The sequence below is a fragment of the Chelatococcus composti genome (assembly GCF_014201415.1).
Taxonomy (GTDB): domain Bacteria; phylum Pseudomonadota; class Alphaproteobacteria; order Rhizobiales; family Beijerinckiaceae; genus Chelatococcus_A; species Chelatococcus_A composti.
In genome coordinates, this window is sequence record NZ_JACHEH010000004.1 from 132,011 (window position 1) to 157,558 (window position 25,548).

Annotated in this window: 24 protein-coding genes; 9 read left to right on the plus strand and 15 right to left on the minus strand. The window is 68.0% G+C overall.

Annotated elements, in window-relative coordinates:
- Positions 1-86: 86 nt before the first annotated feature.
- Positions 87-1,559, minus strand: coding sequence for a LysM peptidoglycan-binding domain-containing protein (locus HNQ73_RS09345; RefSeq protein ID WP_183334569.1), 1,473 nt, complete (start codon positions 1,557-1,559; stop codon positions 87-89).
- Positions 1,560-1,752: 193 nt separating this feature from the next.
- Here HNQ73_RS09345 and HNQ73_RS09350 point away from each other — a divergent pair, with 193 nt between their 5' ends.
- Complete coding sequence (locus HNQ73_RS09350; protein ID WP_183334571.1) at positions 1,753-2,358, plus strand: LOG family protein; 606 nt, start codon at positions 1,753-1,755, stop codon at positions 2,356-2,358.
- Positions 2,359-2,466: 108 nt separating this feature from the next.
- Here HNQ73_RS09350 and cimA read toward each other — a convergent pair whose 3' ends face one another.
- The 3 genes from cimA to cysS are packed head-to-tail and all read right to left on the minus strand — an operon-like array spanning position 2,467 to position 6,091.
- Entirely contained in the window at positions 2,467-4,068 is a 1,602-nt protein-coding gene (gene cimA, locus HNQ73_RS09355; protein WP_183334573.1) for a citramalate synthase, read from the minus strand.
- Entirely contained in the window at positions 4,065-4,577 is a 513-nt protein-coding gene (locus HNQ73_RS09360; RefSeq protein ID WP_183334575.1) for a GNAT family N-acetyltransferase, read from the minus strand. Before HNQ73_RS09360 ends, cimA begins: the two co-directional genes overlap by 4 nt.
- On the minus strand, positions 4,574-6,091 hold the full coding sequence (gene cysS, locus HNQ73_RS09365) for a cysteine--tRNA ligase (RefSeq protein WP_183334577.1): 1,518 nt from the start codon (positions 6,089-6,091) through the stop codon (positions 4,574-4,576). The genes HNQ73_RS09360 and cysS overlap by 4 nt, the downstream gene beginning before the upstream one ends.
- Before the next feature lie 307 nt (positions 6,092-6,398).
- Here cysS and HNQ73_RS09370 point away from each other — a divergent pair, with 307 nt between their 5' ends.
- Positions 6,399-6,731 (plus strand): hypothetical protein, encoded by a 333-nt coding sequence (locus HNQ73_RS09370; RefSeq protein ID WP_183334579.1) that lies wholly within the window; start codon positions 6,399-6,401, stop codon positions 6,729-6,731.
- A 34-nt stretch (positions 6,732-6,765) separates the two neighbouring features.
- Here the strand turns inward: HNQ73_RS09370 and HNQ73_RS09375 are convergent, their stop codons facing one another.
- Together HNQ73_RS09375 and HNQ73_RS09380 are read right to left on the minus strand one after the other, a co-directional pair.
- Positions 6,766-7,290 (minus strand): CreA family protein, encoded by a 525-nt coding sequence (locus HNQ73_RS09375; RefSeq protein WP_183334580.1) that lies wholly within the window; start codon positions 7,288-7,290, stop codon positions 6,766-6,768.
- Between the two features lie 391 nt (positions 7,291-7,681).
- Positions 7,682-8,074 carry a VOC family protein gene (locus HNQ73_RS09380; protein ID WP_183334581.1) on the minus strand — a complete coding sequence of 131 codons (393 nt, stop codon included), beginning with the start codon at positions 8,072-8,074 and terminating at the stop codon, positions 7,682-7,684.
- A gap of 299 nt (positions 8,075-8,373) precedes the next feature.
- Here HNQ73_RS09380 and HNQ73_RS09385 point away from each other — a divergent pair, with 299 nt between their 5' ends.
- From HNQ73_RS09385 to HNQ73_RS09400, 4 genes are all read left to right on the plus strand, one after another.
- The gene (locus HNQ73_RS09385) at positions 8,374-8,880 is read left to right on the plus strand and encodes a MarR family winged helix-turn-helix transcriptional regulator (protein WP_183334583.1); all 507 of its coding nucleotides are present in this window, start codon (positions 8,374-8,376) and stop codon (positions 8,878-8,880) included.
- A 144-nt stretch (positions 8,881-9,024) separates the two neighbouring features.
- Positions 9,025-10,182, plus strand: a complete 1,158-nt coding sequence (locus HNQ73_RS09390) for a DUF2865 domain-containing protein (protein ID WP_183334585.1) — start codon at positions 9,025-9,027, stop codon at positions 10,180-10,182.
- 257 nt (positions 10,183-10,439) lie between these two features.
- Complete coding sequence (locus HNQ73_RS09395; RefSeq protein WP_183334587.1) at positions 10,440-10,805, plus strand: ArsR/SmtB family transcription factor; 366 nt, start codon at positions 10,440-10,442, stop codon at positions 10,803-10,805.
- Positions 10,802-11,335: an SRPBCC family protein gene (locus HNQ73_RS09400; protein ID WP_183334589.1), complete on the plus strand. Its 534-nt coding sequence runs from the start codon at positions 10,802-10,804 to the stop codon at positions 11,333-11,335. The genes HNQ73_RS09395 and HNQ73_RS09400 overlap by 4 nt, the downstream gene beginning before the upstream one ends.
- Before the next feature lie 16 nt (positions 11,336-11,351).
- Here the strand turns inward: HNQ73_RS09400 and gltX are convergent, their stop codons facing one another.
- The 6 genes from gltX to HNQ73_RS09430 all read right to left on the minus strand — a co-directional run bounded on the left by gltX (position 11,352) and on the right by HNQ73_RS09430 (position 18,401).
- Entirely contained in the window at positions 11,352-12,692 is a 1,341-nt protein-coding gene (gltX, locus tag HNQ73_RS09405) for a glutamate--tRNA ligase (RefSeq protein WP_183334591.1), read from the minus strand.
- Between the two features lie 105 nt (positions 12,693-12,797).
- Complete coding sequence (locus tag HNQ73_RS09410) at positions 12,798-14,540, minus strand: NAD+ synthase (RefSeq protein ID WP_183334593.1); 1,743 nt, start codon at positions 14,538-14,540, stop codon at positions 12,798-12,800.
- A gap of 68 nt (positions 14,541-14,608) precedes the next feature.
- The gene (locus HNQ73_RS09415) at positions 14,609-15,406 is read right to left on the minus strand and encodes a DODA-type extradiol aromatic ring-opening family dioxygenase (protein WP_183334594.1); all 798 of its coding nucleotides are present in this window, start codon (positions 15,404-15,406) and stop codon (positions 14,609-14,611) included.
- Positions 15,407-15,498: 92 nt separating this feature from the next.
- On the minus strand, positions 15,499-15,840 hold the full coding sequence (locus HNQ73_RS09420) for a diacylglycerol kinase (RefSeq protein WP_183334595.1): 342 nt from the start codon (positions 15,838-15,840) through the stop codon (positions 15,499-15,501).
- A gap of 132 nt (positions 15,841-15,972) precedes the next feature.
- A complete protein-coding gene (locus HNQ73_RS09425; RefSeq protein WP_183334596.1) occupies positions 15,973-17,358 on the minus strand; it encodes a class II 3-deoxy-7-phosphoheptulonate synthase in 1,386 nt (461 codons plus the stop codon).
- Positions 17,359-17,429: 71 nt separating this feature from the next.
- The gene (locus tag HNQ73_RS09430; protein WP_183334597.1) at positions 17,430-18,401 is read right to left on the minus strand and encodes a DMT family transporter; all 972 of its coding nucleotides are present in this window, start codon (positions 18,399-18,401) and stop codon (positions 17,430-17,432) included.
- 246 nt (positions 18,402-18,647) lie between these two features.
- Between HNQ73_RS09430 and HNQ73_RS09435 the strand changes: the two genes are divergently transcribed.
- Positions 18,648-19,850, plus strand: coding sequence for an MFS transporter (locus tag HNQ73_RS09435; protein WP_183334598.1), 1,203 nt, complete (start codon positions 18,648-18,650; stop codon positions 19,848-19,850).
- Positions 19,851-19,854: 4 nt separating this feature from the next.
- On the opposite strand, the gene HNQ73_RS09440 is transcribed toward HNQ73_RS09435, so the two are convergent.
- The 3 genes from HNQ73_RS09440 to HNQ73_RS09450 form a co-directional block, all read right to left on the minus strand.
- Entirely contained in the window at positions 19,855-20,289 is a 435-nt protein-coding gene (locus tag HNQ73_RS09440; protein ID WP_183334599.1) for a hypothetical protein, read from the minus strand.
- Between the two features lie 843 nt (positions 20,290-21,132).
- Positions 21,133-22,494 (minus strand): glutathione-disulfide reductase, encoded by a 1,362-nt coding sequence (gene gor, locus HNQ73_RS09445; protein ID WP_183334600.1) that lies wholly within the window; start codon positions 22,492-22,494, stop codon positions 21,133-21,135.
- Entirely contained in the window at positions 22,487-23,731 is a 1,245-nt protein-coding gene (locus tag HNQ73_RS09450; protein WP_183334601.1) for an O-antigen ligase family protein, read from the minus strand. Before HNQ73_RS09450 ends, gor begins: the two co-directional genes overlap by 8 nt.
- Before the next feature lie 206 nt (positions 23,732-23,937).
- Between HNQ73_RS09450 and HNQ73_RS09455 the strand changes: the two genes are divergently transcribed.
- Complete coding sequence (locus HNQ73_RS09455) at positions 23,938-24,906, plus strand: Bug family tripartite tricarboxylate transporter substrate binding protein (RefSeq protein WP_183334602.1); 969 nt, start codon at positions 23,938-23,940, stop codon at positions 24,904-24,906.
- 143 nt (positions 24,907-25,049) lie between these two features.
- A complete protein-coding gene (locus HNQ73_RS09460; protein WP_183334603.1) occupies positions 25,050-25,541 on the plus strand; it encodes a tripartite tricarboxylate transporter TctB family protein in 492 nt (163 codons plus the stop codon).
- Positions 25,542-25,548: the final 7 nt, after the last annotated feature.

The following is a 25,548-nucleotide window of genomic DNA, read 5'->3' on the forward strand; positions in this document are numbered from 1 at the left end:
GATATAGGCGCGTCCGACCGTTTGTGCACCCCGGCCATGCCGGGCGTGTGCAGGCGCGGCGCTTGCCGAAAGCGCCGCGCCGCCGCTCACTGGCGCTTTTCGTCGTTGGGCAGCACGAAAACCTGGCCGGGATAGATCAGGTCCGGGTTGCGGATCTGGTCCTGGTTGGCGTCGTAAATGACAGTGTAGCGGATGCCGTGGCCATAGATGCGCCGGCTGATCCGCCACAGGCTGTCGCCGCGCGAGACGACGGTGGTGCGCACCTCGGGCACCACCACCACGCCCTCGCCGCCCGACGGAGGCGCGCCTTCGGCCGGAGTGGTCTGCCCCTGCCCCGCGGCTCCGCCTGCGACATCCGGTGAGGCCGGCGCGGCGGGTGATGCGGTGGCGGCGCCCCCCCCCGCTTCCGCTGCCGGCATGGTGAAGGGCACCTCCGCGCGCGACAGCACGGCTCCGGTGGCCGGGTCGATGTCGTCCAGGCGCACGCGGTAGTCGCCGGGTGCCACGCCGCGCTCCACGGAGAAGGACAGGCGCCCGTCGTCTGGCACTGTGCCGGCGGCGAGATAGCTCTCGTTGAGATAGAGCCTCACGGTCGCACCGGGCGCGCCGCGGCCGGAGACGAAGAACCTGCCCTGCCCCTCGACATCGACCGCATCGATGGCGACGCGGGCACGCTCGTTCTGTTGCTCCGTCGCCGCGGGCGCATCCGCCGCAGCGGACGTTCCGGCTGCCGGGACGTCGGCGCCGCCGGCGGCGGGCGGCTGCGCGCTGTCAGCTGCGCCGGGCTGCGCATCCTGTCCGGTGCCGGACGAAGCCTGCGCCACGTCCGTCTGCGGGCGCGACAGCACCTGCGTCGGCGCATTGGGCGTGGCGAGCGCCACCATGGGCTGCTGCCTGCCGTCCTCCGCGACGACCACCGTAACCGCCTGCCCGGAATGGTGCGTGCGCCCCTCGGCGTCGGTCAGGCGCAGGGTCAGCTCGTAGGTACCCGGCGGCAGGGGCGGCGGCGTCATGGCGAACTGGCCTGCCGCATCGGTCGTGGCCTCGGCGAAGGGCTCGCCGTTGCGCAGCAGCTCGACCTTGCCGTTGGGCGCCGCGCGGCCGGCGATGACGGCGTCGCCGTTCGGCTCCACGCGAATGATGTCGAAGGACGGGACGATGCCTTGCGGCGCGGCCGCCTCGGCTACCGCCTGCTGCTGGGCCCCGCCGGCTTCATCCTCCTCCGCCGCCGCGTCCGCGGCCTGGCCGCTTTCCTTCTGCCCGGCCCCGGTCTGTCCGTTCGCGGGCTGTGTCGTCCCGGCCTCCGAGGCACCTGCTGGCGAGGCTCCTGCCTCAACCTTGCCGGAATCGCCGGCGGACGGCTTGTCGTCCGACGGCGCAGGCGTCGTCGCGGGGGCGGACGGCACGTCCCGGGCCGGCGGGCTGCCGGCCGCCACGGGCTGCTCGCGCCCGGCCTGCTGCCCCGCCTCTTGCGGAATGCCGAAAAAATAGATGATGAGCCCAAGGGCGATTACCCCTGCGACCGCAATGGCAACTTGCGAGTTGCGGGACAGGACCATATGCGACTACCCCCGATTTTCCGTCCGCCCAAGCTAGCGGCGTTGCCGCCGCCTCGCCATATCCTTTTGAGCCAGCGGCACATTTACGCTCTTTGACGGCAGTCCATGCCACACCAATCTTGCCTGTGCCGTTCCGGGCCACAGCACGCTTCGTGACTTGACCGGCGGCTCCGGGACGCGCAAACCCCTAGGCATGAGCAAGATTCGATCCATCTGCGTCTATTGCGGCTCGGCGTCCGGAGACGAGCCAGCCCACGAGGCTGCGGCAAAAACACTCGGCACCGCCATGGCTGAGAAGGGCATCCGCCTCGTCTACGGCGGCGGCAACGTCGGCCTCATGGGCACCATCGCGCGCGCGGTGCTGGACGCGGGCGGACACGTGACCGGCATCATCCCGGAATTCCTCAAGAAGCGCGAGGTGATGCTGACGGAGGCGCAGGAAACCATCGTCGTGCCCGACATGCATACGCGAAAGCGCATGATGTACGAGCGCGCCGATGCCTTCGTCGCCATGCCAGGCGGCATCGGCACCCTGGAGGAGCTCGTCGAGCAGCTCACCTGGGCCCAGCTCGGCCAGCACAAGAAGCCGATCCTCCTGCTCAACACGCAGGACTTCTGGCGCCCGCTGCTACAGCTTTTCGCGCACATGCGCAATGAGGGCTTCATCCGCCCCGGCTTCGAGATCTCCTACCTCGTCGCCGAGAAGGCGGGCGACGTGGTGCCAATGCTCGAGAAGGCCGCCGCCCGCGTCAGCGACGAGGAGCGGGAAGCCAAGATGCCACTCGGCGAGCGGTTCTGATATCCGCGCCGTCGTGACCGGGGGCGGCCAGGTCATGCGGATCGGCATTTCATGCCGGCATGCGGAGGTGGCGATGCCCGCGGCGGGCGCAGGCATCGCAGCAGCCTCTCACCCCCTGCCCGCGCCGCTGCGGACGAGCTTGTAGACGATCGAATCCGTCAACGCCTGGAACGACGCGTCGATGATGTTGGCCGAGACGCCGACGGTGCACCACCGCTCGCCGGTTTCGTCACCCGATTCGATGAGCACGCGCGTCACCGCGTCCGAGCCGCCCTGGAAGATGCGCACCTTGTAATCGAGGAGCTGGAGCCCCTCGATGAAACGCTGGTACTCGCCGAGATCCTTGCGCAGGGCAAGATCGAGGGCGTTGACGGGCCCGTTGCCCTCGGCGGCAGAGATGAGAACCTCCTCCCCCACCCTCACCTTGACGATGGCCTCGGCCACGGTGACGAGCTCGCCGACGGCGTTGTAGCGCCGCTCCACGTTCACGCTGAAGCGCTCGACCGTGAAGAACTCCGGCACCTCGCCCAGCACGCGCTTGGCCAGCAGGAAGAAGGAAGCGTCCGCCCCCTCATAGGCGTAGCCCTGGGCCTCCTTCTCCTTCACCGCAGCGAGCAGGCGGGAGATGCGCGGGTCGTTGCGGTCCACCTTGAGCCCGACGCGCTCGAGCCCCGCGAGCAGGTTGGAGCGGCCGGCCTGATCCGAGACCAGCACCTGGCGCACGTTGCCGACGCGCTCCGGCTCCACGTGCTCGTAGGTGCGCGGATCCTTGAGGACGGCGGAAGCGTGGATGCCCGCCTTGGTAGCGAAGGCGCTCGCGCCGACATAGGGCGCGTGGCGGTTGGGTGCGCGGTTGAGGATCTCGTCGAGCGCGCGCGACAGCTTGGTGATGCCGGCGAGCGCGTCGTCGTCGACGCCGATCTCGAAGCGGTCGGCGAAGCCTTCCTTGAGCTTCAGCGTGGGAATGAGGCTGACGAGATTGGCGTTGCCGCAGCGTTCGCCGAGGCCGTTGAGCGTGCCCTGCACATGGCGCACACCGGCACGGATCGCGGCGAGCGAATTGGCGACGGCGCAGCCCGTGTCATCGTGGGCATGGATGCCGAGATGGTCGCCGGGGACGTGGCGTGCCACGTCGGTGACGATGGCGGCGACCTCCTCCGGCAAGGTGCCGCCGTTGGTATCGCACAGCACGACCCAGCGCGCGCCGGCCTCGAAGGCGGTCTTTGCGCAGGCGATGGCATAGTCGCGGTTGGCCTTGTAGCCGTCGAAGAAGTGCTCGCAGTCGAGAATGACCTCGCGTCCTGCCGCCTTCGCAGCCGAAACACTCTCGCGGATACTGGCCAGGTTCTCCTCCAGCGTCGTCTCCAGCGCCACCGTGACCTGATAGTCCCAGGACTTGGCGACGAAGCAGATGACGTCGGCCTCGGCCTCGAGCAGCGCTGCGACGCCGGGATCGTTGGAGACAGAACGGCCAGCCCGCTTCGTCATGCCGAAGGCGGCGAACTTCGCACGCTCGGTGCGCCTTGTCTTGAAGAACTCCGTGTCGAGCGGATTGGCGCCAGGATAGCCGCCCTCCACATAGTCCACGCCCAGCCTGTCGAGCATGCCGGCGATAAGGCGCTTGTCCTCCAGCGAGAAATCCACGCCCGTGGTCTGCGCGCCGTCGCGCAGGGTGGTGTCGTAGAGATAGACGCGCTCGCGCGTTGTCATGAGACTTGTCCTTCCCCTGCAGCCGGCAGGGTCTTTTCCATGCGGGTGCTGCCGAGCCATTCCTCGCCCAGCATGACTGTGTTGCGGTGCTGCGGGAGATAGCCGCGCTGCTCGAAGAAGGGCAGCGCAGTGTCGCTCGCGTCCGTTGTCAGGCGCCTCGCCTGGCGGGCGCCGGCCAGCTTCTCCAGCGCGTCGCAGAGGGCGGAGCCGATGCCGCGGCGCGCGAAGTCCGGGTGCACGTAGAGCATGTCGATGTGATCGGCGCCCTTGAGCGCGGCGAAGCCCACCGGCATGCCGCCGATGGTGGCGACGATGGTCAGCATGCCCGCAAGCCGGGCACCGAACGTCGCCTCGTCATCCGCCACGGCCATCCAGGCCTCCTGCTGGGCCTCGCTGTAGTCCTCTCCCGTCAGCTCCTCGACGCTGGCGCGGAAGATCATGGCGAGTTCAGGCACGTCCGCCGGCAGGAACGGCCGGAGCGCGGGCGCCGGCATGGCCTGGGCATTCATCGCACGACCTCCCACTCGGTCACGGGCTCACCCGTCACCGGGTCCTTGCCGTCCTTGGCGGCGAAACCGAGCTTCGCGAGCTCGTCACGCAGGCGATCGGACTCCGCCCAGTTCCTCGCCTTCCTCGCCGCCAGGCGCGCGTCCATGAGGGCCTTGATTTCGGGCGTGACGGCGAGCGGCGCGGCAGCCGCGCGCACCGCCGCCTCGCCATGGGACGCCAAGAGGGCCGCCACGTCGAAGCCGAGCAGCGTGAGCGAGCCGTGCAGGGCACGGGCCGCCTCGACGTTGCCCTTGCGCGCCTCGCCCGCGAGGCCGTGCAGGCCGGCGATGGCCTTGGGGGTGTTGAGATCGTCACACAGCGCCGCAATGACATCGGACCCAGCGGCACACGCCTCGACAAGTGAGGTCTGGTACGCCTCCAGGACATTCGCCCAGCCGCGCAGCGTCTTTTCCGCCTCCTCCAGCGCCTTCACCGTCCAGTCGATGGGCTGGCGGTAGTGCGTGCGCAGCATGGCGAGGCGCAGCACGTCGCCGGGCCAGGAGCGGCCACCGAACCGGTCGGTGGCGAGCAACTCATGGATGGTGACGAAGTTGCCGAGCGACTTCGACATCTTCTCGCCTTCGACCATGAGGAAACCGTTGTGCAGCCAGAAGTTGGCCATGCGGGCGGTGTCGAGGGCGCAGCAGCTCTGGGCGATCTCGTTCTCGTGGTGCGGGAAGACGAGGTCGATGCCACCGCCGTGGATGTCGAAGACGTTTCTGGCCGGATCATCGCAGGAAAGGCCGCCGCCGAACGGCTCGAGAAGCTTGGCCATGGCCATGGCCGAGCACTCGATGTGCCAGCCCGGCCGGCCGAGGACGGCGATGCCGCAGGGGCTCGGCCAGCCCGGCTCCCCCTCCTTCGAGGGCTTCCACAGCACGAAGTCCATCGGGTCGCGCTTGTAGGGTGCGACGTCGACGCGCGCACCGGCCAGCATCTCGTCGAGCGAGCGGCGGGCGAGAGAGCCGTATTTGGGCGCCTTGCCGCGCGCGTCCATGGCGCTTGGGGAGAAGAGCACGTGGTCCTCGGCCACATAGGCGACGCCGCGGGCGACGAGCCGCTCGATGATGGCCTTCATCTCGTCAATATGGGCCGTGGCGCGCGGCTCGGCCGTGGGCGGAAGGACGCCAAGGGCAGCAATGTCGGCGTGGAACTGCGCCTCCGTCTTCTCCGTGACCCTGGTGATGGCTTCGTTGAGTGGCAGGTCGGGATAGTCGCGGGCGGCGCGGGCGTTGATCTTGTCGTCCACGTCCGTGATGTTGCGGACGTAGGTGACGTGCTTCTCCCCATAGATGTGCCGCAGCAGGCGAAACAGCACATCGAAGACGATGACGGGCCGGGCGTTGCCGATGTGGGCGTAGTCGTAGACCGTCGGCCCGCACACATACATGCGCACGTTCGCCGGATCGATGGGGCGGAAGTCGTCCTCGGTGCGCGTCAGCGTGTTGTAGAGCCGCAAGATCGGTTCAGACATGAGTTATCCCCTAGCCGCCGGCCGGAGGGGCAACCCGATCTTTGCGAGAGAACAGGACGGCTCCAGCCAGCGGAAACGCTAGCTGCAAATAATAATCGGGCGAATGATCGCGGTGGCCGTCATGGTGGGGATGTTTGCCTTTTTGGCGAGAATCCGTCAAGAGACCTCGCCGCGAATGCGTCATTCGTGCCTTCCCATGTGCGATGGCGCACCTCGCTCGCGGAACTTTCAGGGTTTCTTCAGCATCGTTATGGAGAGTGCCTTCGGGCCTCGTCCCAACTTATCGTCGACAACAGACACGCTTCCCATGCGCCGCGCACTCCTCCTGACCGGTCTTGCCGTCCACCTCGTTGCGCTGACCCTCATTCTGCCCGCAGCCGTCACGGCCTCGCCCGCGGACGAGGCGACCTTCATCATCCCCGCCAGCGACGGCTATGGCGTCGCGGAATGCCTGGCCAGCGCCGACGACTGCGCGGCGGGCGTGGCGCAGGCGTGGTGCACCGCCCAGGGCTATGCCCGGGCGACGCAGTTCGGCTTCGTCGACCGTCGGGAAGCAACCGGCTCCCTGAAGGAGCACGTGGCTGTGGCGAGCCGTCGCGGCTCGCCGTCCATCTCCATCACCTGCTCGGTCGCGCCCTGAGCGCGACGGGCCGGGACGGCCACACCGTCCGGCCTCAGCTCTTCAGCCAGTCGGCACAGCGCGGCGCCTCGCTGCCGCCCCAGGGCATGATCGGCACGCTCGAGGTGGAGTTCTTGGGCGAGCCCTCGATGATCTTGTCCGAATAGACGAGATAGACGAGCACGTTGCGCTTGACGTCGCAGCCGCGCACGATCTGCATGCGCTTGAAGACGAGCGAGCGGCGCTCACTGAAGACCACCTCGCCCTGCTCGAACTTGCTCTTGAAGGTGATCGGCCCCACCTGGCGGCAGGACAGGGAGATGTCCGACACCTCCTCCGCGACGCCGAACATGCCCTTGACCCCGCCTCTCTCGGGCAGGGTGTAGTGGCAGGCGACGCCCTCCGCCACCGGATCGTCGATGCCGTAGACGGCGAGCTTGTCGTCCGGCGTCAGCATCTTCCACACGGTCGATTTCTTGAAGATGAGGTCGGGACCGTCCGCGCGCGCCGGCGCACCGGCCGCGACGATGATCGCCGCCGCACTGGCCGCGGCAGCCATGAGAAATCGACGAAACGCCATGCGTGCCCTCCTGCAGTGCTGCAGGATCATATGGGCAGCGCCGGCTGCCTGCACCAGCCCTCGCCGCCACGTCGGCACAACCACATCGGAAAAATTATAAATTATTGATTTTGTTTGATTTTAACCACGATCCACATTACCCACCCCGAGGGCGCGCGGGGCAGCATGGCATTCGACCAACCGGGGAGCCACGCATGAGGGGAAGAATGCAGATTGCAAAGCCGCGGCGTGTTGCACGGACGGAATGGGCGCTCTGCCTCGCCGCCAGCGTCGTCGCGGTCGCCGGCCTCACCCTCCTGCCACCCCACCATCCCTCCGGCCCGCAGCCGGCCGTCACACGGCAGTCGCCGACCGCCTTGCCCTCCAAGCCGACGCTCAGGACCATCCGGGCTCAGGCCGGCGAATGGCAGACGCAGCAGATCTTGTGGCCGTCGAGGTCGCGGATATAGGCCCCGTAATAATCCGGATGATAGTGCGGCCTGAGGCCGGGTGCCCCCTCGTCGCGGGCGCCGGCGGCCAGCGCCGCGTGGTAGAAGGCATCGACCTTGTCACGCGATGGCGCGACGAAAGCCACCGTGACGCCGTTGCCGACTGTCGCCGGGCGGCCGTCGATGGGCCTGCCCAGCCAGAACTGCGGCAGGCTTTCCGGCCCGGCTGCGTAGCCGACCCAGCCCTCCTCGCGATGGTCGAACTGGCATGAAATGCCGAGCACCGCGAGCACGATGTCGTAAAAGCGCTTGGCGCGCTCGATGTCGGCCGTTCCCAGCGTGACGTGGCTCAGCATGTCCTCTCCCCACCAGTCGGCCGGCCCTTGCCGGCAGAGGCCTTCTAGCACGGCGGGCCTGATCGCAGTTGCGGATTTGCCGCCCCCTCACCATATAGCCGGCCGGAAAGCACCTCCCGGGTGCATGCGTCAGTGCCATTCGCCTTCGACGCACCGCCGACCTTTGCAGGGGGCACCATCTCGGGTATCGATCAAATCCATTAGATCTTTCGGGCAACGCAAAGAAGCAGCGGGCGGACGCTGTAACCTGCGCGGTGCCCACCGACGGGGCACCGCTAAGAGGCAACGATCTGCAGCACATGAAACCCATAGCGACGGATCAGGCGGCCGCCCCCGCGAGGCGGGCGAAGCTCGCCCTCTCGACCTTCCTGCCCTACCAGCTCAACGTTGCGGCCCAGCTCGTGGCCGAGGCGCTTGCTGAGAGCTATGCGGAGACCTTCGGCCTCGGCATTCCCGAATGGCGCGTCATCGCCACTCTCGGCGAATACGAGGTGATGACCGCGCGCGACATCGGCCGCCATAGCCGCATGCACAAGACGAAGGTGTCGCGGGCCATCAGCGCACTCGACGAGCGCGGGCTCATCGAGCGGCGCTCCAACGAGGAGGACCGGCGCGAGGCCTTCGTCTCGCTGTCGCGCGAGGGCCTCGAGGTCTACGACGCCATCGTGCCCATCGCGCTCGGCTTCGCGGAACGGCTGACGGACGGGGTCCCGCAGGAGGATCTCGCCGCCTTCAGCCGCGTCATCGAGCATCTCATGCAGCGGTGCGCCGCCCTGCACGAGGAGCCGCCGGCGATTGATCAGTGAAGCCCGCTCAGCTAAGGCATTGACGGGTGTCCGCCGCCTCTCGCCTCCGGGCGGGAGCGGCGACACACTTTGGTCGATGTCTCGTTGTCCTAATCCGCGGACTTTTGCCACGTGTCCGCTGTTCCGCCGTCCCGGGAAGGATCGATGGTTGCTCGCCCCCTGAAGATCGCCTTTGCGACCGTCGCCCTCGTGGTCGCCGCTGGCTCCGCGCTGGCGCAGTCGCCCGCCTGCGACCGCTACCGGGCCGAGCTCGCCTCACTGCAGGCGGGACCGGATCCGCGCGCGCGCCAATATGAGACCGCAGCGCGGCGCCAGCGGCAGGAGCTCGACCGCACCCGTGCCTATTTCGACCAGCTCGGCTGCAGCCGGGGTCGCTTCCTGTTCTTCGGCGACGCGCCGCCCCCTGAGTGCAACGGCCTCGCCGCCCGCATCCGGCAGATGGAGAACAACCTCGACCAGCTGCTCGCCACGGCTGAACGTCTTGGCGGCGGGCCGGGCGTGGAGCAGCGCCGCCGGCACCTGCAGAATCTGATCGCCCGCGAGTGCCAGCCGGGCGGGCGTCCACGCGGCTTCTTCGAAAGCCTGTTCGGCGGCGGCCCGCTGCCCGACGAGCCGATGCCCGAGATCACTGAGGTACCGCCGGAGGAGAGCCAGCGCTTCGGCGGGTCGCGCGCCGTCTGCGTGCGGACCTGTGACGGCTACTTCTTCCCGCTGGAGGCAAGCCCCGGTGGCCGCGAGGGTGCGCGCAGCATGTGCCAGGCGCTGTGCCCCGGCGCCGCGACCGACCTCTACTTCATGCCGCAGGGCGGCGCCATCGAGCAGGCGGCGAGCTGGAACGGCCAGCCCTATACCGCGCTGCCCAACGCCGGCCGCTACAAGCGGACGTTCGACCCCTCCTGCAGCTGCAAGAATCCGGACGAGACCTGGGCGCAGGTGCTGCAGCGGGCCGAGCAGATGATCGGCGGCCGCAAGGGCGACCTCATCGTCACGGCCGAGAAGGCTGAGGAGTTGTCGCGTCCCAAGCGCGAGGAACCGGCGCAGCGCCGCGCCGAGGCCAGGAAGCCCGCCGCTGCAGAGGCGGAGGAGGAGGCAGGCGAATCGGCAAGCACCCTGCCCACGGGCTCGAGCGAATCCTCGGGCATCGATGCCGGCGCCATCGAGACGGCCGCTCCGACGGTGGACCAGAACGAGGGCCCGACCCAGGACGTCACCCGCCCGGACGGCATGCGCACCCGCGTGCGCATCGTCGCGCCGAACGTCGTCGCGGTGCCGAAGGTCGAGCCGCCCGTCGCCAAGCAGTAAGGCGGCGCCCGCCGGGGCGCCCTCGCCCTGCTGTCGGCACGCCGCCCGCGCCTGCCTGAAAGCCCACGCCTGAACCGGCGTGGATGACCAGCCGACCGATTTTCCCGACCACACCTTCTCCGCCGGGCGGCGAGCAGGCATTGCTTGCTCCCGTCGCCATGGGCGCCGAGGCCAAGCTGCGCCGGCACCGGCCTCCCATTGGGCCATCATTCAACCAATCGGTTGACAATCAATCCGCGGGCCATATCTTTAACCATATGGTTGAATTTGACACTGCCCAGCTCGACACTGTCTTTCATGCTCTCTGCGACGCGACGCGGCGGCACATGCTGCGCCAGCTCTCGGCCGGCGAGCGCACCGTGAGCCAGCTCGCCGAGCCGTTCTCCATCTCGCTCGCAGCGGCCTCGAAGCACATCAAGGCGCTGGAAAACGCCGGGCTCATCCGGCGGGAGATCAGGGGCCGCACGCATGTGTGCCGCCTTGACCCGGGGCCGCTCGCCAGCGCCCACCAATGGCTGAGCTTCTACGAACGCTTCTGGACCGAGCGTCTGGACGTGCTCGAGGCGCTCCTGCGCGCGGAGGACGCCGGCCCCTCCTCCACCCCGAAAGGAGAGGAACCATGAACGACCGAGACGCACCGGATGCCTACGGCGTGGTGACCAAGCCCGCCACGCTGATGATCCAGCGCCTGCTGCCGGGCCCCGTCGAGCGGATCTGGGCCTATCTCACGGAGAGCGACCTGCGCCGCCGCTGGCTGGCGGCGGGAGACATGGAGCTGAAGGTGGGCGCGCCCTTCGAGTTCGTCTGGCGCAACGACGAGCTGACCGTTCCGCCTGGCCGGCGCCCCTCCGGCTTTGCGCAGGAACACCGGATGCAGAGCCGCCTGACGGAGGTTGAACCTCCGCACCGCCTCTCCTTCACCTGGAGCGGCACGGGGGAGGTGACCTTCGCGCTGGAGCCGAGGGGCGAGGCCGTGCTGCTTACGATCACCCATCGCCAGGTCGCCGACCGCTCGACCCTGCTCAAGGTCAGCGCCGGCTGGCACGTGCACCTCGACATCCTCGTCGCCCGCACATCGGGCGAGGAGCCGGAGCCCTTCTGGGACGGCTGGCATCGCCTGCAGCAGGACTACGAGCGCAGGCTTCCGGCCTAAGCTTCTGGCCCCGCCCTCAGGCCGTGCGGCCCTCCAGCCGCGCGGCCACCTTGGCGCGCCCGATCAGTGGCAGCAGCGCGGCGAGCTCCGGCCCGTGGTCGAGCCCCGTGAGGGCCTGCCTGAGCGGCATGAACAGCGCCCTGCCCTTGGCGCCGGTCTCAGCCTTGACCGCGTCCGTCCAGCGCTTCCAGGTCGAGCCGTCCCAGGGCTCCTCCGGCAGGAGGGCCCGTGCCCTGGCGAGGAAATCCGCATCCGTCACGACCGGCGTGATCTCGCCCGCGACAACCGTCCACCACATCGCAACATCCGCCATGCGGACAAGGTTGCCGCGCACGGCATCCCAGAAGGCGGGGCCGCCATCGGCACCAAGGGACACGAGCCGCGGCTTCGCCGTCTCGTAGGGCATGGCGTGCAGCAGCCGGGCATTGAGCCCCTCCAGCTCGGCCTCGTCGAACTTCGCCGGCGCATGCGACAGGCGACCGAGATCAACAAGGCCGGCCAGCTCGTCGAGCGAGGCAACCGGCCGCACCGCCTCGGCCGAGCCGACGAGCACGGCAAGGCTCGCGACCGCCATCGGTTCCAGGCCCCCGTCGCGCAGGCCCTTGAGGGAGAGATGGCCGAGCCGCTTCGACAGCCCCTCCCCGCTTGCCGTCGTGAGCAGGTTGTGGTGGCCGAAGGCCGGCACCGCGCCGCCGAGCGCCTCGATGATCTGGATCTGCACCGCTGTATTGGTCACGTGGTCCTCGCCGCGCACCACGTGGGTGATGCCGAGGTCGAGATCGTCGACGACCGAGGGCAGCGTGTAGAGATAGGTTCCGTCCTCGCGCCGCAGCACCGGATCCGACAGGGAGGCACAGTCCACATGACTGTCGCCGCGCACGAGGTCGTGCCAGCGGACGACGCGATGCTCCAGCAGGAAGCGCCAGTGCGGACGCCGGCCCTCGGCCTCGAGCCTTGCCCTCTCCTCCGCTGTCAGCTTCAGCGCGGCCCTGTCGTAGACCGGAGGCAGGCCGCGGGCGAGCTGGCGCTTGCGCCTCCGCTCCAGCTCCTCCGCCGTCTCGTAGCACGGATAGAGGCGGCCCATGGCAATGAGCCTCTCAACCGCCGTGTCGTAGAGCGCCGTGCGCTCGGACTGGCGCACCGTGATGTCCGGCACGATGCCGAGCCAGGCGAGATCCTCGACGATGCCATCGGCGAACTCCTGCGTCGAGCGGACGAGATCGGTGTCGTCGAGACGCAGGATGAAGCGCCCCCCCTCGCGCCGCGCCAGGAGGAAGTTGAGCAGCGCCGTGCGCGCATTGCCGATGTGCAGGCGGCCGGTGGGCGAAGGAGCGAAGCGGACGACGGGAGCGGACATGGGACGGACCTTATGATTTTCCGCGCGGGAGACGAGGCGCGTTACGCCGACGGACGGTGCAGGAGTGCCCGTCGCGCCACGACGTGGCGGCGGGCGCCCGGCTCCTCAGAAGTCAATGGCATCGGCGCGGGCGGCTCCCCTCGCCCTGTCCATCCCAGCCTCCGGCATGTGCGCCGGCGCACCCGTGTCGCGGAAGCGGTTGACGATCGGGTAGCGCCGGTCGCGGCCGAAATTGCGGCGTGTCACCTTCACGCCGGGGGCCGATTGCCGGCGCTTGTACTCGGCGAGGTAGAGCATGCGCTCCACCTTCTTCACCGTCGCCTCGTCGTGCCCGCGCGCGACGATCTCGGCCACGCGCAGCTCGTCCTCCACCAGCCCCTTCAGGATATCGTCGAGCACCTCGTAGGGGGGCAGCGAATCCTGGTCTTTCTGCCCCTCGCGCAGCTCCGCCGTCGGCGCCTTGACGAGGATGTTGGCGGGAATGACCTCGCCGTGGGGGCCGAGCGCGCCCGGCGGCTTCCAGCCGTTGCGCAGGGCGGACAGGCGATAGACCTCCGTCTTGTAGAGGTCCTTGATCGGGTTGAAGCCGCCGTTCATGTCGCCGTAGAGTGTGGCATAGCCCGTCGACATCTCCGACTTGTTGCCCGTGGTCACCACCATGGAACCGAACTTGTTGGAGATGGACATGAGCATGGTGCCGCGCGCGCGGCTCTGCAGGTTCTCTTCGGTCACGCCGCGGGGGGTGCCGGCAAAGAGCGGCGCGAGCGCCCGCTCAAGCCCCTCCACCGCCGGTGCTATGGGCAGGATGTCGTAGCGCACCTTGAGCGCCCTGGCGCAGGCCGCCGCATCGTCGAGGCTCTCGCTCGAGGTGTAGCGGTAGGGGAGCATGACGCAGTGGACGCGCTCGGAGCCGAGCGCATCGACCGCCATCGCCGCGCAGAGAGCCGAATCGATACCGCCTGACAGGCCGAGCACGACGCCGGGAAAGCCGTTTTTCTCCACATAGTCGCGCAGGCCGAGCACGCAGGCGGCATAGTCGGCCCGCTCGCCCTCCTCCACCACCTCCCGGGGCGCGGCCACGCAGCGCCAGCCCTGCTCCCCGCGCCGCCACTCCGTGAGCGCGACGGTCTCGGAAAAAGCCCTCAACTGGCCGGCCAGGCTCGCATCGCCGTTGAGGATGAAGGAGGCGCCGTCGAAGACGAGTTCGTCCTGCCCGCCGACCTGGTTGAGATAGGCCATCGGCAGGCCCGTTTCGGTGACGCGCGCCACGGCGATGTTGGTGCGCTCCAGCATCTTGTCGTGCCAGTAGGGCGAGCCGTTGGGCACGAGCAGGATCTCGCTGCCGGTCTCGGCGAGGCACTCGACCACCTCCTCGCCCCAGATGTCCTCGCAGATGGGCAGGCCGAGGCGCAGGCCGCGCAGGTTGACAGGCCCCGGCAGGGGGCCGGGGGTGAAGACGCGCTTCTCGTCGAAGACACCGTAATTGGGCAGGTCCACCTTGAAGCGCACGGCGGCGATGGAGCCGGCGTCAAGCACCGCATAGGCGTTGTAGACCTTGCCGTCCTCGTTCCACGGCAGGCCGACGAGGACGGCCGGGCCGCCGTCGGCCGTGTCGCGGGCCAGCTCCTCGCAGGCCCGGCGGCAGGCGTCGAGGAAGGCGGGGCGCAGCACAAGATCCTCCGCCGGATAGCCGGCAAGGTAGAGCTCGGTGAACATCACGACATCCGCCCCCATGGCGGCGGCTTCTGCGCGCGCCTTGCGCGCCTTGGCGAGATTGGCCGCGATGTCGCCCATGATGGGGTTGAGCTGGGCGAGCGCGAGGCGGAAGCGGTCGATGGATGTCGTCATGCCTCCGATTTAGCGCGGGCAGACCGGCCCGGCAACGGCGGCGAGGGGCGACGGAACGCCCCTTCCCGTCAGCCGAAGCGGTAGGCGTCCATCATGATGACGCCGTACTGCGCGCTGGAATGGACCTGCTCGCCCCGCGCCCCGCCGGCCGCCCCCATGGCGACGAAAAGCGGCAGGAGGTGTTCCTCCGTCGGGTGGTTCTCCGCACCGAAGGGAGCCCTGCGGCGATAGTCGAGGACATCATCGGCGCGCCCCTCCTCGATCGCCTCGCGCATCCATTCGCCGAAATCCCGGACCCAACGCGGGGCGGCGGCATCGAGGGCATAGCCGCGCCCGAACATCTCGTGGAGGTTGTGCGTCAGCGCGCCGGAGCCGATGATGAGCACGCCCTCCCGCCGCAGCGGCGCGAGAGCCCGCCCCACGGCGAGGTGATGCGCCGGCCCGGAGCGCGGCTGGACCGAGAGCTGCACCACGGGAATGTCCGCTTCGGGATAGAGCAGCCTGAGTGGCACCCAGGTGCCGTGGTCGAAGCCCCTGTCGTGCACCGTGCCGGCCGCGATCCCGGCCTCGCCGAGCAGCGCCGCCGCCCTCTCCGCGAGCGCGGGCGCGCCTGGCGCCGGATAGGTCATGCGGAACAGCTCCGGCTCGAAGTTGCCGAAATCGTAGATCGTCTCGGGCCGCTCGTCGGCCGTCAGCGCGGGGGTGGCGGTGGCGAAATGCGCCGTGGCCACGAGGATGGCGCACGGACGTGGCAGAGCGGCGCCGAATGACTTCAGAAAGCGGTGTGCCTCGGTGTTGTGCAGCACGAGGTTCGGCGCACCATGCGACAGGAAGAGCGTCGGCATGAGGGGGGCTGGGTCGGTCATCGCAGGCTCCGCGACTTGCTGCCTGCCGATATATCGTCGCCGGCCGCTTTTCGCCCTTGCAGTGGCGCAAGACATGCTTTGCAGGGCAGCCGTCAGATGCCGAAGACAGCCCGCTCAACAAGCGTCGCCCCCCAGACGAAGGCCGCGAGCAGGCGCGTCAGGAAAACGGCCGCCGAAGCAAAGTCCTTGGTGCGCTTGATGTCAGGGTTGCGCTCGGGCGTGACGTGGTCGGCAAGCTCCTCGATCGAGGTATTGAGGAGCTCGACGGCCAGCGCCAGCACGACGACGCTGATGAGCGCCGCGGAGACGAGCGGCGAGAAGCCCACGACGAGCGACAGCGGCACCGCCGCCAGAAGCGCCGCGACGAGGATGCGCACGTTTCGGTCGTTGTGGAACGCAACCGTAAGGCCGCTCCAGGAATTCTTGAACGCCACAACCTTCCCTCCGCAAGGGTCCCGTGGCGTCAACGCCCTCCCGCCGCCGGCAGTTCCCGATGCCCGGCTCCCCGTGTCGGAAACGAAAAGGGCGACCGCAAGGGCCGCCCTTCAACCGCTCTGCAAGGCCGCTCACTCGGCCGCCGCGACATGCGGCACGGTGCGCGCGGCGCGCTCACGCTTCAGCCGCTCGGCGACCAGGAAGGCCACCTCCAGCGCCTGCTCCGCATTGAGGCGCGGGTCGCAGTGGGTGTGGTAGCGGTCGTGCAGATCCTCGTCCGTCAGGGCGCGGGCACCGCCGGTGCATTCGGTGACGTTCTTGCCCGTCATCTCGAGATGGATACCGCCGGCGTGGGTGCCCTCGGCCTGGTGCACGTCGAAGAAACCCTTGATCTCGCGCATGATGAGGTCGAAGGGCCGGGTCTTGTAGCCGTTGGCGGCCTTGACCGTGTTGCCGTGCATGGGATCGCACGACCAAATGACGATGCGCCCGCTCTCCTTCACGGCCCTGACGAGCGGCGGCAGGTGTTCCAGCACCTTGTCTGCGCCGAAGCGGCAGATCAGCGTCAGCCGGCCCGGCTCGTTGTCCGGGTTGAGCATGTCGATGAGGCGCAGCAGCTCGTCGGGCTTCAGCGACGGCCCGCACTTGAGGCCGATGGGGTTCTTGATGCCCCGGCAGTATTCGACATGGGCATGGTCGGGCTGGCGCGTGCGGTCGCCGATCCAGAGCATGTGGCCGGAGGTCGCGTACCAGTCGCCCGAGGTGGAATCGATGCGCGTCAGCGCCTCCTCGTAGCCGAGCAGCAGGGCCTCGTGGCTGGTGTAGAAGTCCGTCGAGCGCATCTCGGGATGCGACTCCGGGTCGATGCCGCAGGCGCGCATGAAGTCGAGTGCCTCAGTGATGCGCCCGGCGAGCTCCTGGTAACGGCCCGAGGACGGGCTGTCCTTGACGAAGCCCAGCATCCAGCGGTGCGCGTTCTGCAGGTTGGCATAGCCGCCGCTGGCGAAGGCGCGCAAGAGGTTCAGCGTCGCCGCTGACTGGCGGTAGACCATGAGCTGGCGGCGCGGGTCGGGCGTGCGCGCCTCTTCAGTGAACTCGATGCCGTTGATGATGTCGCCGCGGTAGCTCGGCAGCTCCTTGTCACCCACCTTCTCGGTCGGCGCCGAGCGCGGCTTGGCGAACTGGCCGGCGATGCGGCCAACCTTCACCACCGGCGAGGCGCCGGCGAAGGTAAGCACCACCGCCATCTGGAGAAACAGGCGGAAGAAGTCACGGATGTTGTCGGCAGAATGCTCGGCGAAGCTCTCGGCGCAGTCACCACCCTGCAGCAGGAAGGCTTCACCGGCCGCGACCTTGGCGAGGTCACGCTTCAGCCGGCGGGCCTCGCCGGCAAAGACGAGCGGGGGAAAGCCGGCAAGCTGCCGCTCGACGCCTTCAAGGGCCTCGGCATCCGGATAGACAGGCACCTGCTGGATAGGCATCTTCCTCCAGCTCGAGGGCGTCCACCGCTCGGTCATCTCACCAACTCCCGCCAAGAAACAGGGAAAGCCGTCAGGCCTCCTCCATAGTGCCGCAACAGAGGTGGCGCTTATAGCTGACAGTCGGCCACAAGGCGAGCGTCTTTGCCGTCGTCCTCCGCGCGGCGGAAGGCACTTGCCGCCGCGAAGACGCCGAGCATGAGGAGGCAGGCGCCGCCCGCCTCTCCGGCAGTTGGCCAACGCCCCTGGAAGAGGAAGCCGTAGATGAGCGCGAAGACCGTCTCGGAGACGATAAGCTGGCCGGCGAGCGCCACCGGCAGGCGCCGCGCCGCCACGATCCAGAGCATCGTGCCGGCCCACGAACTCACCATGCCGAGCACAAGCGCCCACAGCACGAGGTTGAGCCCGCCGGAGTTGAACAGGCCGAGCCCCGGCACGGCCGACCAGCCGTCGACGGCGAGGAGCGGCACGAGCGGCAGCACCGCGACCAGGGAACCGACGCCCTGCAGGCTCGTCCAGGCATAGACGCCGTCGCCGGTGAGCGCCCGAGAGGTACGGGCGTTGACGAGGGCATAGACCGTCCACACCACGACGGCCCCGAGGGCGCACAGACTGCCGAGCAGGACATCGGTGCGCGAGGTCACACTGCCCGCCTGCGCGAGCGTGGTCACATTGACGAGCACAAGGCCGGCGAAAATCAGCAGGAGCGGCATGACGAGGGCCCGCCAGCGCACCGCTGGCTCGCGCCAGTTGCCGACGATCGCAAGCACCACCGGCAGCGAGCCGATGACGAGCGGCGGGATGGCCGGGCCAGCAAGCTGCACCGCCCCGGCCGCCAGCAGGTAGTAGAGGACATAGCCGGTGAGGCCGAGCACGAGCCCCACCCCAGCATCCCGCCGCGGCACAATGCCCGCCCGGCAGCGCGGCACCATCAGCATCAGCACGAGCGAGCCGATGCCGAAGGCGAGATAGCGCGCGACCGTGAGGTCGAGGCTGGTATAGGGTTCGACCGCTGCCGGTCCGACGAAGACGAGCCCCCACACGGCGCCGGCGGCAAGCCCGGCCAGAAGACCGATGATCATGATTCGAGGTTGCTTCCTGCGCACCGGCGCCAGGCCGCCGGCCCGCCCGAGCGGGCCTCCAGCGTCCATGCGCGCCGTTCGGCGGGACGATCGCGCATCGCGGGAGCATTTTGCGCAAAATCGCCGCCCGTCCGCCGCCATAATCGCTCAGAATGATCCTCGGCCGCAGCCGCAAGGTTCGCGACGCCTTGCCGTGTCTGAATGCCAGTCGCGTCGACGCGTCTTGCCCGAACACCGGAACCGATCGTGCCAACCGTTCTCGTTGCCCTGTCCCCGGTTCTCCTCGCCGTCTTTATCCTGATCGCCGGCAACGGCCTTCTGACCACGCTGGTGCCGCTGCGCGGGGTGCTGGAAGGCTTTTCGCCCACCGAGGTCGGCGTCATCGGCTCCGTCTATTTCGGCGGCATGCTCGCCGGCACGTGGGTGACGCCGGCCATCGTGCGGCGCGCCGGGCACATCCGCGCCTTCGCAGCCTTCGCCGCCATCGCGGCGGTGGCCTGCCTCGGCTTCGCGATCTTCATCTCGCCACCCGTCTGGATGGTGCTGCGCGGGCTCGTCGGCTTCTGCTTCGCGGGGCTCTATGCCATCGTCGAGGCCTGGATCAACGCCAAGGCGACGGACCGCAACCGCGGCCGCATGCTCGGCCTCTACAACATCGTCAACTACGCCGGCTCCGCCGCCGGCCAGCAGCTCCTGCGCCTCGACAGCCCCCGCTCGTTCACGCTGTTTTCAGGCACGTCCGCCTTCCTCATGCTGTCACTCGTGCCGCTTGCCATGACGCGGGCGGAGGCGCCGCCCCTGCCGGCCAAAGGCCAGCTGCGCATCCTTGCGCTGTTCCGCACCTCTCCCATCGGCGCCGTCGGCATCCTGCTCGTCGGGCTCGCCAATGGCAGCTTCTGGTCGCTCGCCCCGGCCTATGTGGAGCGGCTCGAGCTGGGCGCGGGTGTGGTCGCAAGCTTCATGACGGCCATGATCCTCGGCTCCGCCATCGCGCCCTACCCCATCGGCAAGCTGTCCGACATCGTCGACCGGCGCGGTGTGATCCTCGCCGTCTCGGCCATCGCCTTCGTCATCGAGGTGGCGCTCGTCATCGTCGGGCGCGGCGAGACGACAGTGCTCTACGCGCTCGCCCTCGCGCTCGGCCTCACGGCGTCCGTCACCTACCCGCTGATCTCCGCCCACGCCAACGACCGGGGCTCGCAGGAGGGTGCGGTGCATCTGTCGAGCACGCTCCTGTTCCTCTACTGCGTGGGCGGCATCGTCGGGCCGCTGGTCGCCTCCACGCTGATGACGCTCGTGGGTGACGTCATGCTCTTCGTGCACAACGCCGCCATCCACGCCATCCTTGCCGGCTTCGTCGCCTGGCGCATGATGAAGCGCCCGCCTTCGGACGCGCAGCTCGTGCTCGATGCGCCGCCCGGAACGGCGGCGCATCATCCAGTGCCATAGCGCGTTATACGATGGAAACGCCGTATCCAGCCAACGGCTCGGCTTCTGCGACTGCCGTCTCGGTGCGCAGGGGCGACCCCGCTTGCGGGTAATCCATCATCTCGACAGCATCAAACCACTCGTCTTCTTCCGTTTCCGCAGGGTCCACGCAATCAGAGCCCACGACACCAAGAGCGGAGAACGTCGCTCCAACGAGCCAGAAGGCTGCGGAACTCAGAGACCAGCCTGCCCAGCTGCATGCGGCGCCCAAAGAATTCAACCCGGCTGACAAAAAATTGCACGCGTCAATGCCAATCTTGAACAACTTCCTTGCGCCCAGATTGTCATCATTATTGCATGTCACATAACAATCCAGAACGACCTTAGAAGCATTCAGCAGGCCACCCAAAAACCACGAACCGTCTGATAATTTTCCAAACAAATCTTGCAATTCTTCCAAGTCTTCATGCTTTTCATAAAATACATTTGCGACATAGATTGCCGCACTGACCGTTGCAGTGAAACCAGCAAATATATTAACAGCATTCCCAATCGTCGTCGCAGAACGATATAATATACTGTCACCCTGCTACGATGAGCAATATTGTATTTGCGCCGTTGTCGGGGATGATAACCATAAAAGGCCACTGACGCCTTTTGTTATTGATGCAACTCCATGATACTTTTTACTTTCCGCGTAAGATCCGATACCTGCGGTGAGCGCCGCCAATGCATCCGTCCAAACTGGCAGGATCGGGTTACAACAAGGGTTCTGCGCCGTTTGCGTCGTGCCCGCCCTCTGGGGAGCGGGAGAGTTCATCGACGCCGGCCCGCGTTGGTCGGCCGGCACCAAGGCTCTACAGCCTGCCCTTTCCTCATGGCCGCGCCCTCGGCGGACACGCGATCCGCCGCGGCCGTCCGCACTCCGCCTCGCATGAGGGGAGCCGTTCGCCGACGCGGATTCACGTTCACGTTCGACCCCTGACACAACAGTATGGAAATGGGCCGCAGCATCACCGCGATTAACCGATACCGAACCCTTACAAGCACTATAAACTCGACTGTCCATAGCAGTAAACCCGCTTCAAATAGCAATAAACACGCGCTACTGCGTTACTTTGTCAACAAAATGGCACAACGAAATATTTATAAAGTATATTAATGCGACAATGATATACATGGCCATTAAAGAACAAGGGAAGCAGCACCGACAGCGACGGGGCTGCAATGCAAACGCCCTCCCGCGGGTATGACCACCCGGGGAGGGCGCTTTCTTTTCGGATAGTGAAGCGCGCGTCGGCCCTCAGGCCACCGGCGAGCGCATGGTCACAAGCTCTTCCGCCGCCGTAGGGTGGACGGCCATGGTGCGGTCGAAGTCGGCCTTGGTGGCCCCCATCGTGACGGCGATGCCGACGAGCTGGATCATTTCGCCGGCCCCGTCGCCCACGATGTGGACTCCGAGCACCCGGTCGGTCTCCCCGTCGACAACGATCTTCATCAGCACCTGCTCGTCGCGCCCGGACAGGGTGGCCTTCATGGCGCGGAAGGTGGTGCGGAAGATCCTGACATTGCCGTAGCGCTGCCGCGCATCGGCTTCGGTGAGGCCGACAGTGCCGATCTCGGGAGTCGAGAACACGGCGGTCGGCACGACAGCATGGTCGACGCGCGTGGGGCGGTTGCCGAAAACGGTGTCGGCGAAGGCGTGCCCCTCGCGGATAGCCATGGGCGTGAGATTGACCCGGTCCGTCACGTCACCGACCGCGTAGATGCTCGGCACGCTGGTACGCGACATCTCGTCGACGATGATGGCGCCATTGGCAGCCAGCTGTACGCCCGCCTCCTCCAGGCCGAGCTTCTCGGTATTGGGCATCCGCCCGGTCGCGATCATGACCTGGTCGACATGCAGCTCGCGCCCGTCCGTCAGCGAGACGACGAGGCCATCCACCGCCTTTTCGATACGCGCCAGGCCCGTTTGGAGGCAGAGCGTGATACCGCGGCGGGCATAGGCGCGGCCGAGCGCGTCGCGCACGTCCTCGTCGAAGCCGCGCAGCAGCTTCTCGCCCCGGTGGACGAGCGTGGTCGCCACACCGAGGCCGGCGAAGATCCCGGCGAACTCGACGGCGATGTAGCCACCGCCGACCACGGCGATGCGCCCCGGCAGCCGCTCGAGGTGGAAGGCCTCGTTCGAGGTGATGGCATGCTCGATGCCCGGCACGGCCGGCGCCTTCACCGCGCGTCCGCCCGTGGCGACCAGGATGAAGCGGGCGCGGATGCGGGCGCCGGTCTTCAGGATACGCACCGTGTGCGCATCCTCGATCACGGCGCGGCTGTCCACGATCTCGACCCCGGCCCTGACGAGATTGTTGCGGTAGATACCTTCGAGGCGGGTGATCTCGGCATCCTTGTTCTTGACGAGCGTGGGCCAGTCGAACGTGGCCTGGGGCACGCTCCAGCCGTAGCCGGCTGCATCCTCGAAATCGGCGGCGAAGCGGCTCGCGTAGACGAAGAGCTTCTTGGGGACACAGCCGCGGATCACGCAGGTGCCGCCCACCCGGTATTCTTCCGCCAGCATGACGCGGGCGCCGTAGCCAGCGGCGATACGCGCGGCGCGCACACCACCGGAGCCCCCACCGATCACGAAGAGATCAACATCGCAATCACTCATGATCCACCCCTTCGGTGGGCACCACCCCATCGGAACGACAGCGGAGCCAGACGATCGCAGCCCCCAACACTGCAACCCACCAGCCCTGCCAGGCCCCGTGCCCGACGAACATGACACCGGCGGCCGAGGCCACGAGCCCGAGCGAAGCAGCCAGCCGCAGCCCCCGCAAGTGCGCCAGCGCACGCATCATTGTTGCAATCACGAGCGCAGCCAGGGCGGCGCCGACGGCACCCAGCTCGACCCATATCTGCAGAAAGGCATCGTGCGGATGCCCGATGGCCAGCATCCCGCGCAGCTCGTCCGGCACCTCCTGCGCGACCGTGTCGTCGGGCAGTCCCGGGCTCGACCCGAAGCCCGTGCCGAGGAACGGCCGGCGCCACACCACCTCCTCAAAGCTGCGCCACAGCGCGATGCGCTCGATGGCGTGGCCGCGCTTCTGCACGGCTTCGATCAGGGCGTCCGGCAGCCGCATCGTGAGCGAACCCTTGAAGGGGCCGACGGCAAGACAGGCCAGGAGACCGGCCGTGACGAGAGCAAGGGCGAGGCGCCGGTCGAGAAGCGCGATGGCGAAAGCCGCCGCGCCGCACAGGATACCCATCGTTGCCGCCCCCGATTCGCCAACGGCGATGACGAGCAGCTGGAAGGCCACCGCCGCGCCCACGAGCGGTCGGCGGCCGGCAGTCCACCAGAGCAGGCACAGCGGCCAGGCCAGCATCAGCACCGTGAGGATGCTGCGGTTGAAGACGAAGCCGCCCGTGGCACGCAGCCCCAGCGCCCGCCGCAGCGCAAGCTCGCTGGCGAGATCTCCGGTGACCACAAGGCAGGCCGCCACCATGGCCACGGCCGCAAGCGTCAGGACGGCCCGCGGCACCCGGAACGGCAGGACGGAGGTGGCGACGGTCCCAGCGACGGCCGGCAGCAGCACCTCCCCGTAGCTGAAGAGCGAGGCGCCGGGACGGATGCTCCACGTCATACTGACGGCCGCATAGGCGGCCAGAGACAGGACGGCCAGGAACACCGGCGTGCGCACGATGGCGCGCGCCGCCCGGACGAGGCGCATCCGCCCATCAGGCTCCAGAAGCGCCGCAAGGAGCGCGAGCACTGCCGCCACCGTCAGTACGAGCGGCGCCGAGCGGTTGGCGAGCGCCATGGCCAGCGGCATCAGCGCCAGCGTGACGAAGGCGGCGAGGGTCAGCCGTCGGGCATGAACGGAAGGCTCGGCGCTCGGAACGGGCATGGCGTGAGGCAAGAGAATGCTCGCTGGCTTTGAAGATGCGACGCCCGGCTTTAGAAGAAGCCTCGGAAAAGGGAAAGCCGCAAAGGCCGGCGACGGGAGGATTGTTGCGATATATTGTGTCGTGAGGTTCGCTTGATGGGACAGAAAGCCGTGATACCGTCCGGCACCCTATCGGCAAAGCTGATTTGTTAAACGGGAGGAACCACATGTTTCGTTCGTTAAAAACGGCCACCGGTGCCATCGCCGCGCTCGTGATGGCGGCTGGCCTGTCCACCGGCGCGCTTGCCCAGGATCTCGAGCTGAAGATCATGGCGCCCGCCGGGCCGGGCGGCGGCTGGGACCAGACGGCGCGCGCCATGCAGGCGGCCCTCACCGAGAGCGGCGCGGCCAAGAGCGTGCAGGTGGTCAACGTACCGGGCGCCGGCGGCACCGTGGGCCTTGCGCAGTTTGTCAACGCCAAGGGTGACGGCTCGCAGCTCATGGTCAACGGCTTCGTCATGGTGGGCGCGATTCTCACCAACAAGTCGCCCGTGACGCTTGACCAGACGACGCCGATCGCGCGCCTTACCGCCGAGAACCAGGCGATCGTCGTGCCGGCCAACTCGCCGATCAAGGACGCCAAGGATCTCGCCGAGGCGCTGAAAGCCGACCCGGCGAAGGTGACCTGGGCCGGCGGCTCGGCCGGCGGCACCGACCACATCATGGTGGGCCTCTTCGCCAAGGCGGTCGGCGTCGACCCGACCAAGATCAACTACGTGCCCTTCTCCGGCGGCGGTGAGGCCCTGGCGGCCATCCTCGGCGGCAAGGTGACGGCCGGCGTCTCCGGCTATGGCGAGTTCGAGGGCCAGATCAAGGCGGGCAAGCTGCGCCTCATCGGCATCGCCGCCGAGAAGCCCGTGCCGGGCATCGACGCGCCGACCCTGAAGGAGCAGGGCATCGACCTCGAGATCGTCAACTGGCGCTCGGTTGTCGCCCCTCCCGGCCTCAGCGAGGAGCAGAAGAAGACGCTGCTCGAGGCCGTCGACAAGATGGTCAAGTCGAGCCAGTGGCAGGAGACGCTGAAGGCCAAGGGCTGGGACGACGCCTATCTCGCCGGTGACGCCTTCGCCGACTACCTCAAGAACGAGCAGGTCCGCGTCGCCGAGGTGCTGAAGTCGATCGGCCTTGTGAAGTAAGCGGGCCCGACACCGCCTGAAAGACGGGAACGGCGGGCGCTCCGTCCGCCGTTTTCGCTCATCCCCCGCACTGCTCCCTCACCGCCAGGCGCCACGGACGGCCGGCGACGGAGCGGAGCCGCGGAACCATCCTGGAGATGTTCATGACACAGCAGGAAGACGACCGGCCGGAGGGCCGCAGGGGCGATCCCGTCGGCTTCGTCATCGCCGCCGGGCTGCTGGCCCTTGCCGCGGCCGTCGCGTGGGACGCCTCGGGCATGGGCGCCGTGTCGAGCTATGCGGGCATCGGGCCGAGCGCCGCCTCCTGGACAGTTGCCGCCGCCCTCACGGCCCTCGCTCTCGGCACGGTCGTCAGCGCCGTGCGCGGCAAGATCCCCGTGCCCGAGCCGAGCGACCACGCCGCCGTTCTCACCATCCTCGCGGGCATCGCCGGCATGATCGCCATCATCAGCTTCGGTGGCGGCTTCATTCCGGCCATGGCCGTGCTCTTCGGCCTTACGGCGCGCGGCTTCGGCCGGCGGGCGCTGCTGACCGATCTGGGTATCGGCGTCGCGCTCGGCCTTTTCGTCTATCTCGGCTTTACGAAGCTCCTCGCCCTGTCGCTGCCGCAAGGGCCGATCGAACATCTCTTCTGAAAGGTCG

Coding starts and splice junctions, on each gene's coding strand:
- HNQ73_RS09345 (WP_183334569.1), bottom strand. CDS start 1,559: ATGGTCCTGTCCCGCAACTCGCAAGTTGCCATTGCGGTCGCAGGGGTA.
- HNQ73_RS09350 (WP_183334571.1), top strand. CDS start 1,753: ATGAGCAAGATTCGATCCATCTGCGTCTATTGCGGCTCGGCGTCCGGA.
- cimA (WP_183334573.1), bottom strand. CDS start 4,068: ATGACAACGCGCGAGCGCGTCTATCTCTACGACACCACCCTGCGCGAC.
- HNQ73_RS09360 (WP_183334575.1), bottom strand. CDS start 4,577: ATGAATGCCCAGGCCATGCCGGCGCCCGCGCTCCGGCCGTTCCTGCCG.
- cysS (WP_183334577.1), bottom strand. CDS start 6,091: ATGTCTGAACCGATCTTGCGGCTCTACAACACGCTGACGCGCACCGAG.
- HNQ73_RS09370 (WP_183334579.1), top strand. CDS start 6,399: ATGCGCCGCGCACTCCTCCTGACCGGTCTTGCCGTCCACCTCGTTGCG.
- HNQ73_RS09375 (WP_183334580.1), bottom strand. CDS start 7,290: ATGGCGTTTCGTCGATTTCTCATGGCTGCCGCGGCCAGTGCGGCGGCG.
- HNQ73_RS09380 (WP_183334581.1), bottom strand. CDS start 8,074: ATGCTGAGCCACGTCACGCTGGGAACGGCCGACATCGAGCGCGCCAAG.
- HNQ73_RS09385 (WP_183334583.1), top strand. CDS start 8,374: ATGAAACCCATAGCGACGGATCAGGCGGCCGCCCCCGCGAGGCGGGCG.
- HNQ73_RS09390 (WP_183334585.1), top strand. CDS start 9,025: ATGGTTGCTCGCCCCCTGAAGATCGCCTTTGCGACCGTCGCCCTCGTG.
- HNQ73_RS09395 (WP_183334587.1), top strand. CDS start 10,440: ATGGTTGAATTTGACACTGCCCAGCTCGACACTGTCTTTCATGCTCTC.
- HNQ73_RS09400 (WP_183334589.1), top strand. CDS start 10,802: ATGAACGACCGAGACGCACCGGATGCCTACGGCGTGGTGACCAAGCCC.
- gltX (WP_183334591.1), bottom strand. CDS start 12,692: ATGTCCGCTCCCGTCGTCCGCTTCGCTCCTTCGCCCACCGGCCGCCTG.
- HNQ73_RS09410 (WP_183334593.1), bottom strand. CDS start 14,540: ATGACGACATCCATCGACCGCTTCCGCCTCGCGCTCGCCCAGCTCAAC.
- HNQ73_RS09415 (WP_183334594.1), bottom strand. CDS start 15,406: ATGACCGACCCAGCCCCCCTCATGCCGACGCTCTTCCTGTCGCATGGT.
- HNQ73_RS09425 (WP_183334596.1), bottom strand. CDS start 17,358: ATGACCGAGCGGTGGACGCCCTCGAGCTGGAGGAAGATGCCTATCCAG.
- HNQ73_RS09430 (WP_183334597.1), bottom strand. CDS start 18,401: ATGATCATCGGTCTTCTGGCCGGGCTTGCCGCCGGCGCCGTGTGGGGG.
- gor (WP_183334600.1), bottom strand. CDS start 22,494: ATGAGTGATTGCGATGTTGATCTCTTCGTGATCGGTGGGGGCTCCGGT.
- HNQ73_RS09450 (WP_183334601.1), bottom strand. CDS start 23,731: ATGCCCGTTCCGAGCGCCGAGCCTTCCGTTCATGCCCGACGGCTGACC.
- HNQ73_RS09455 (WP_183334602.1), top strand. CDS start 23,938: ATGTTTCGTTCGTTAAAAACGGCCACCGGTGCCATCGCCGCGCTCGTG.
- HNQ73_RS09460 (WP_183334603.1), top strand. CDS start 25,050: ATGACACAGCAGGAAGACGACCGGCCGGAGGGCCGCAGGGGCGATCCC.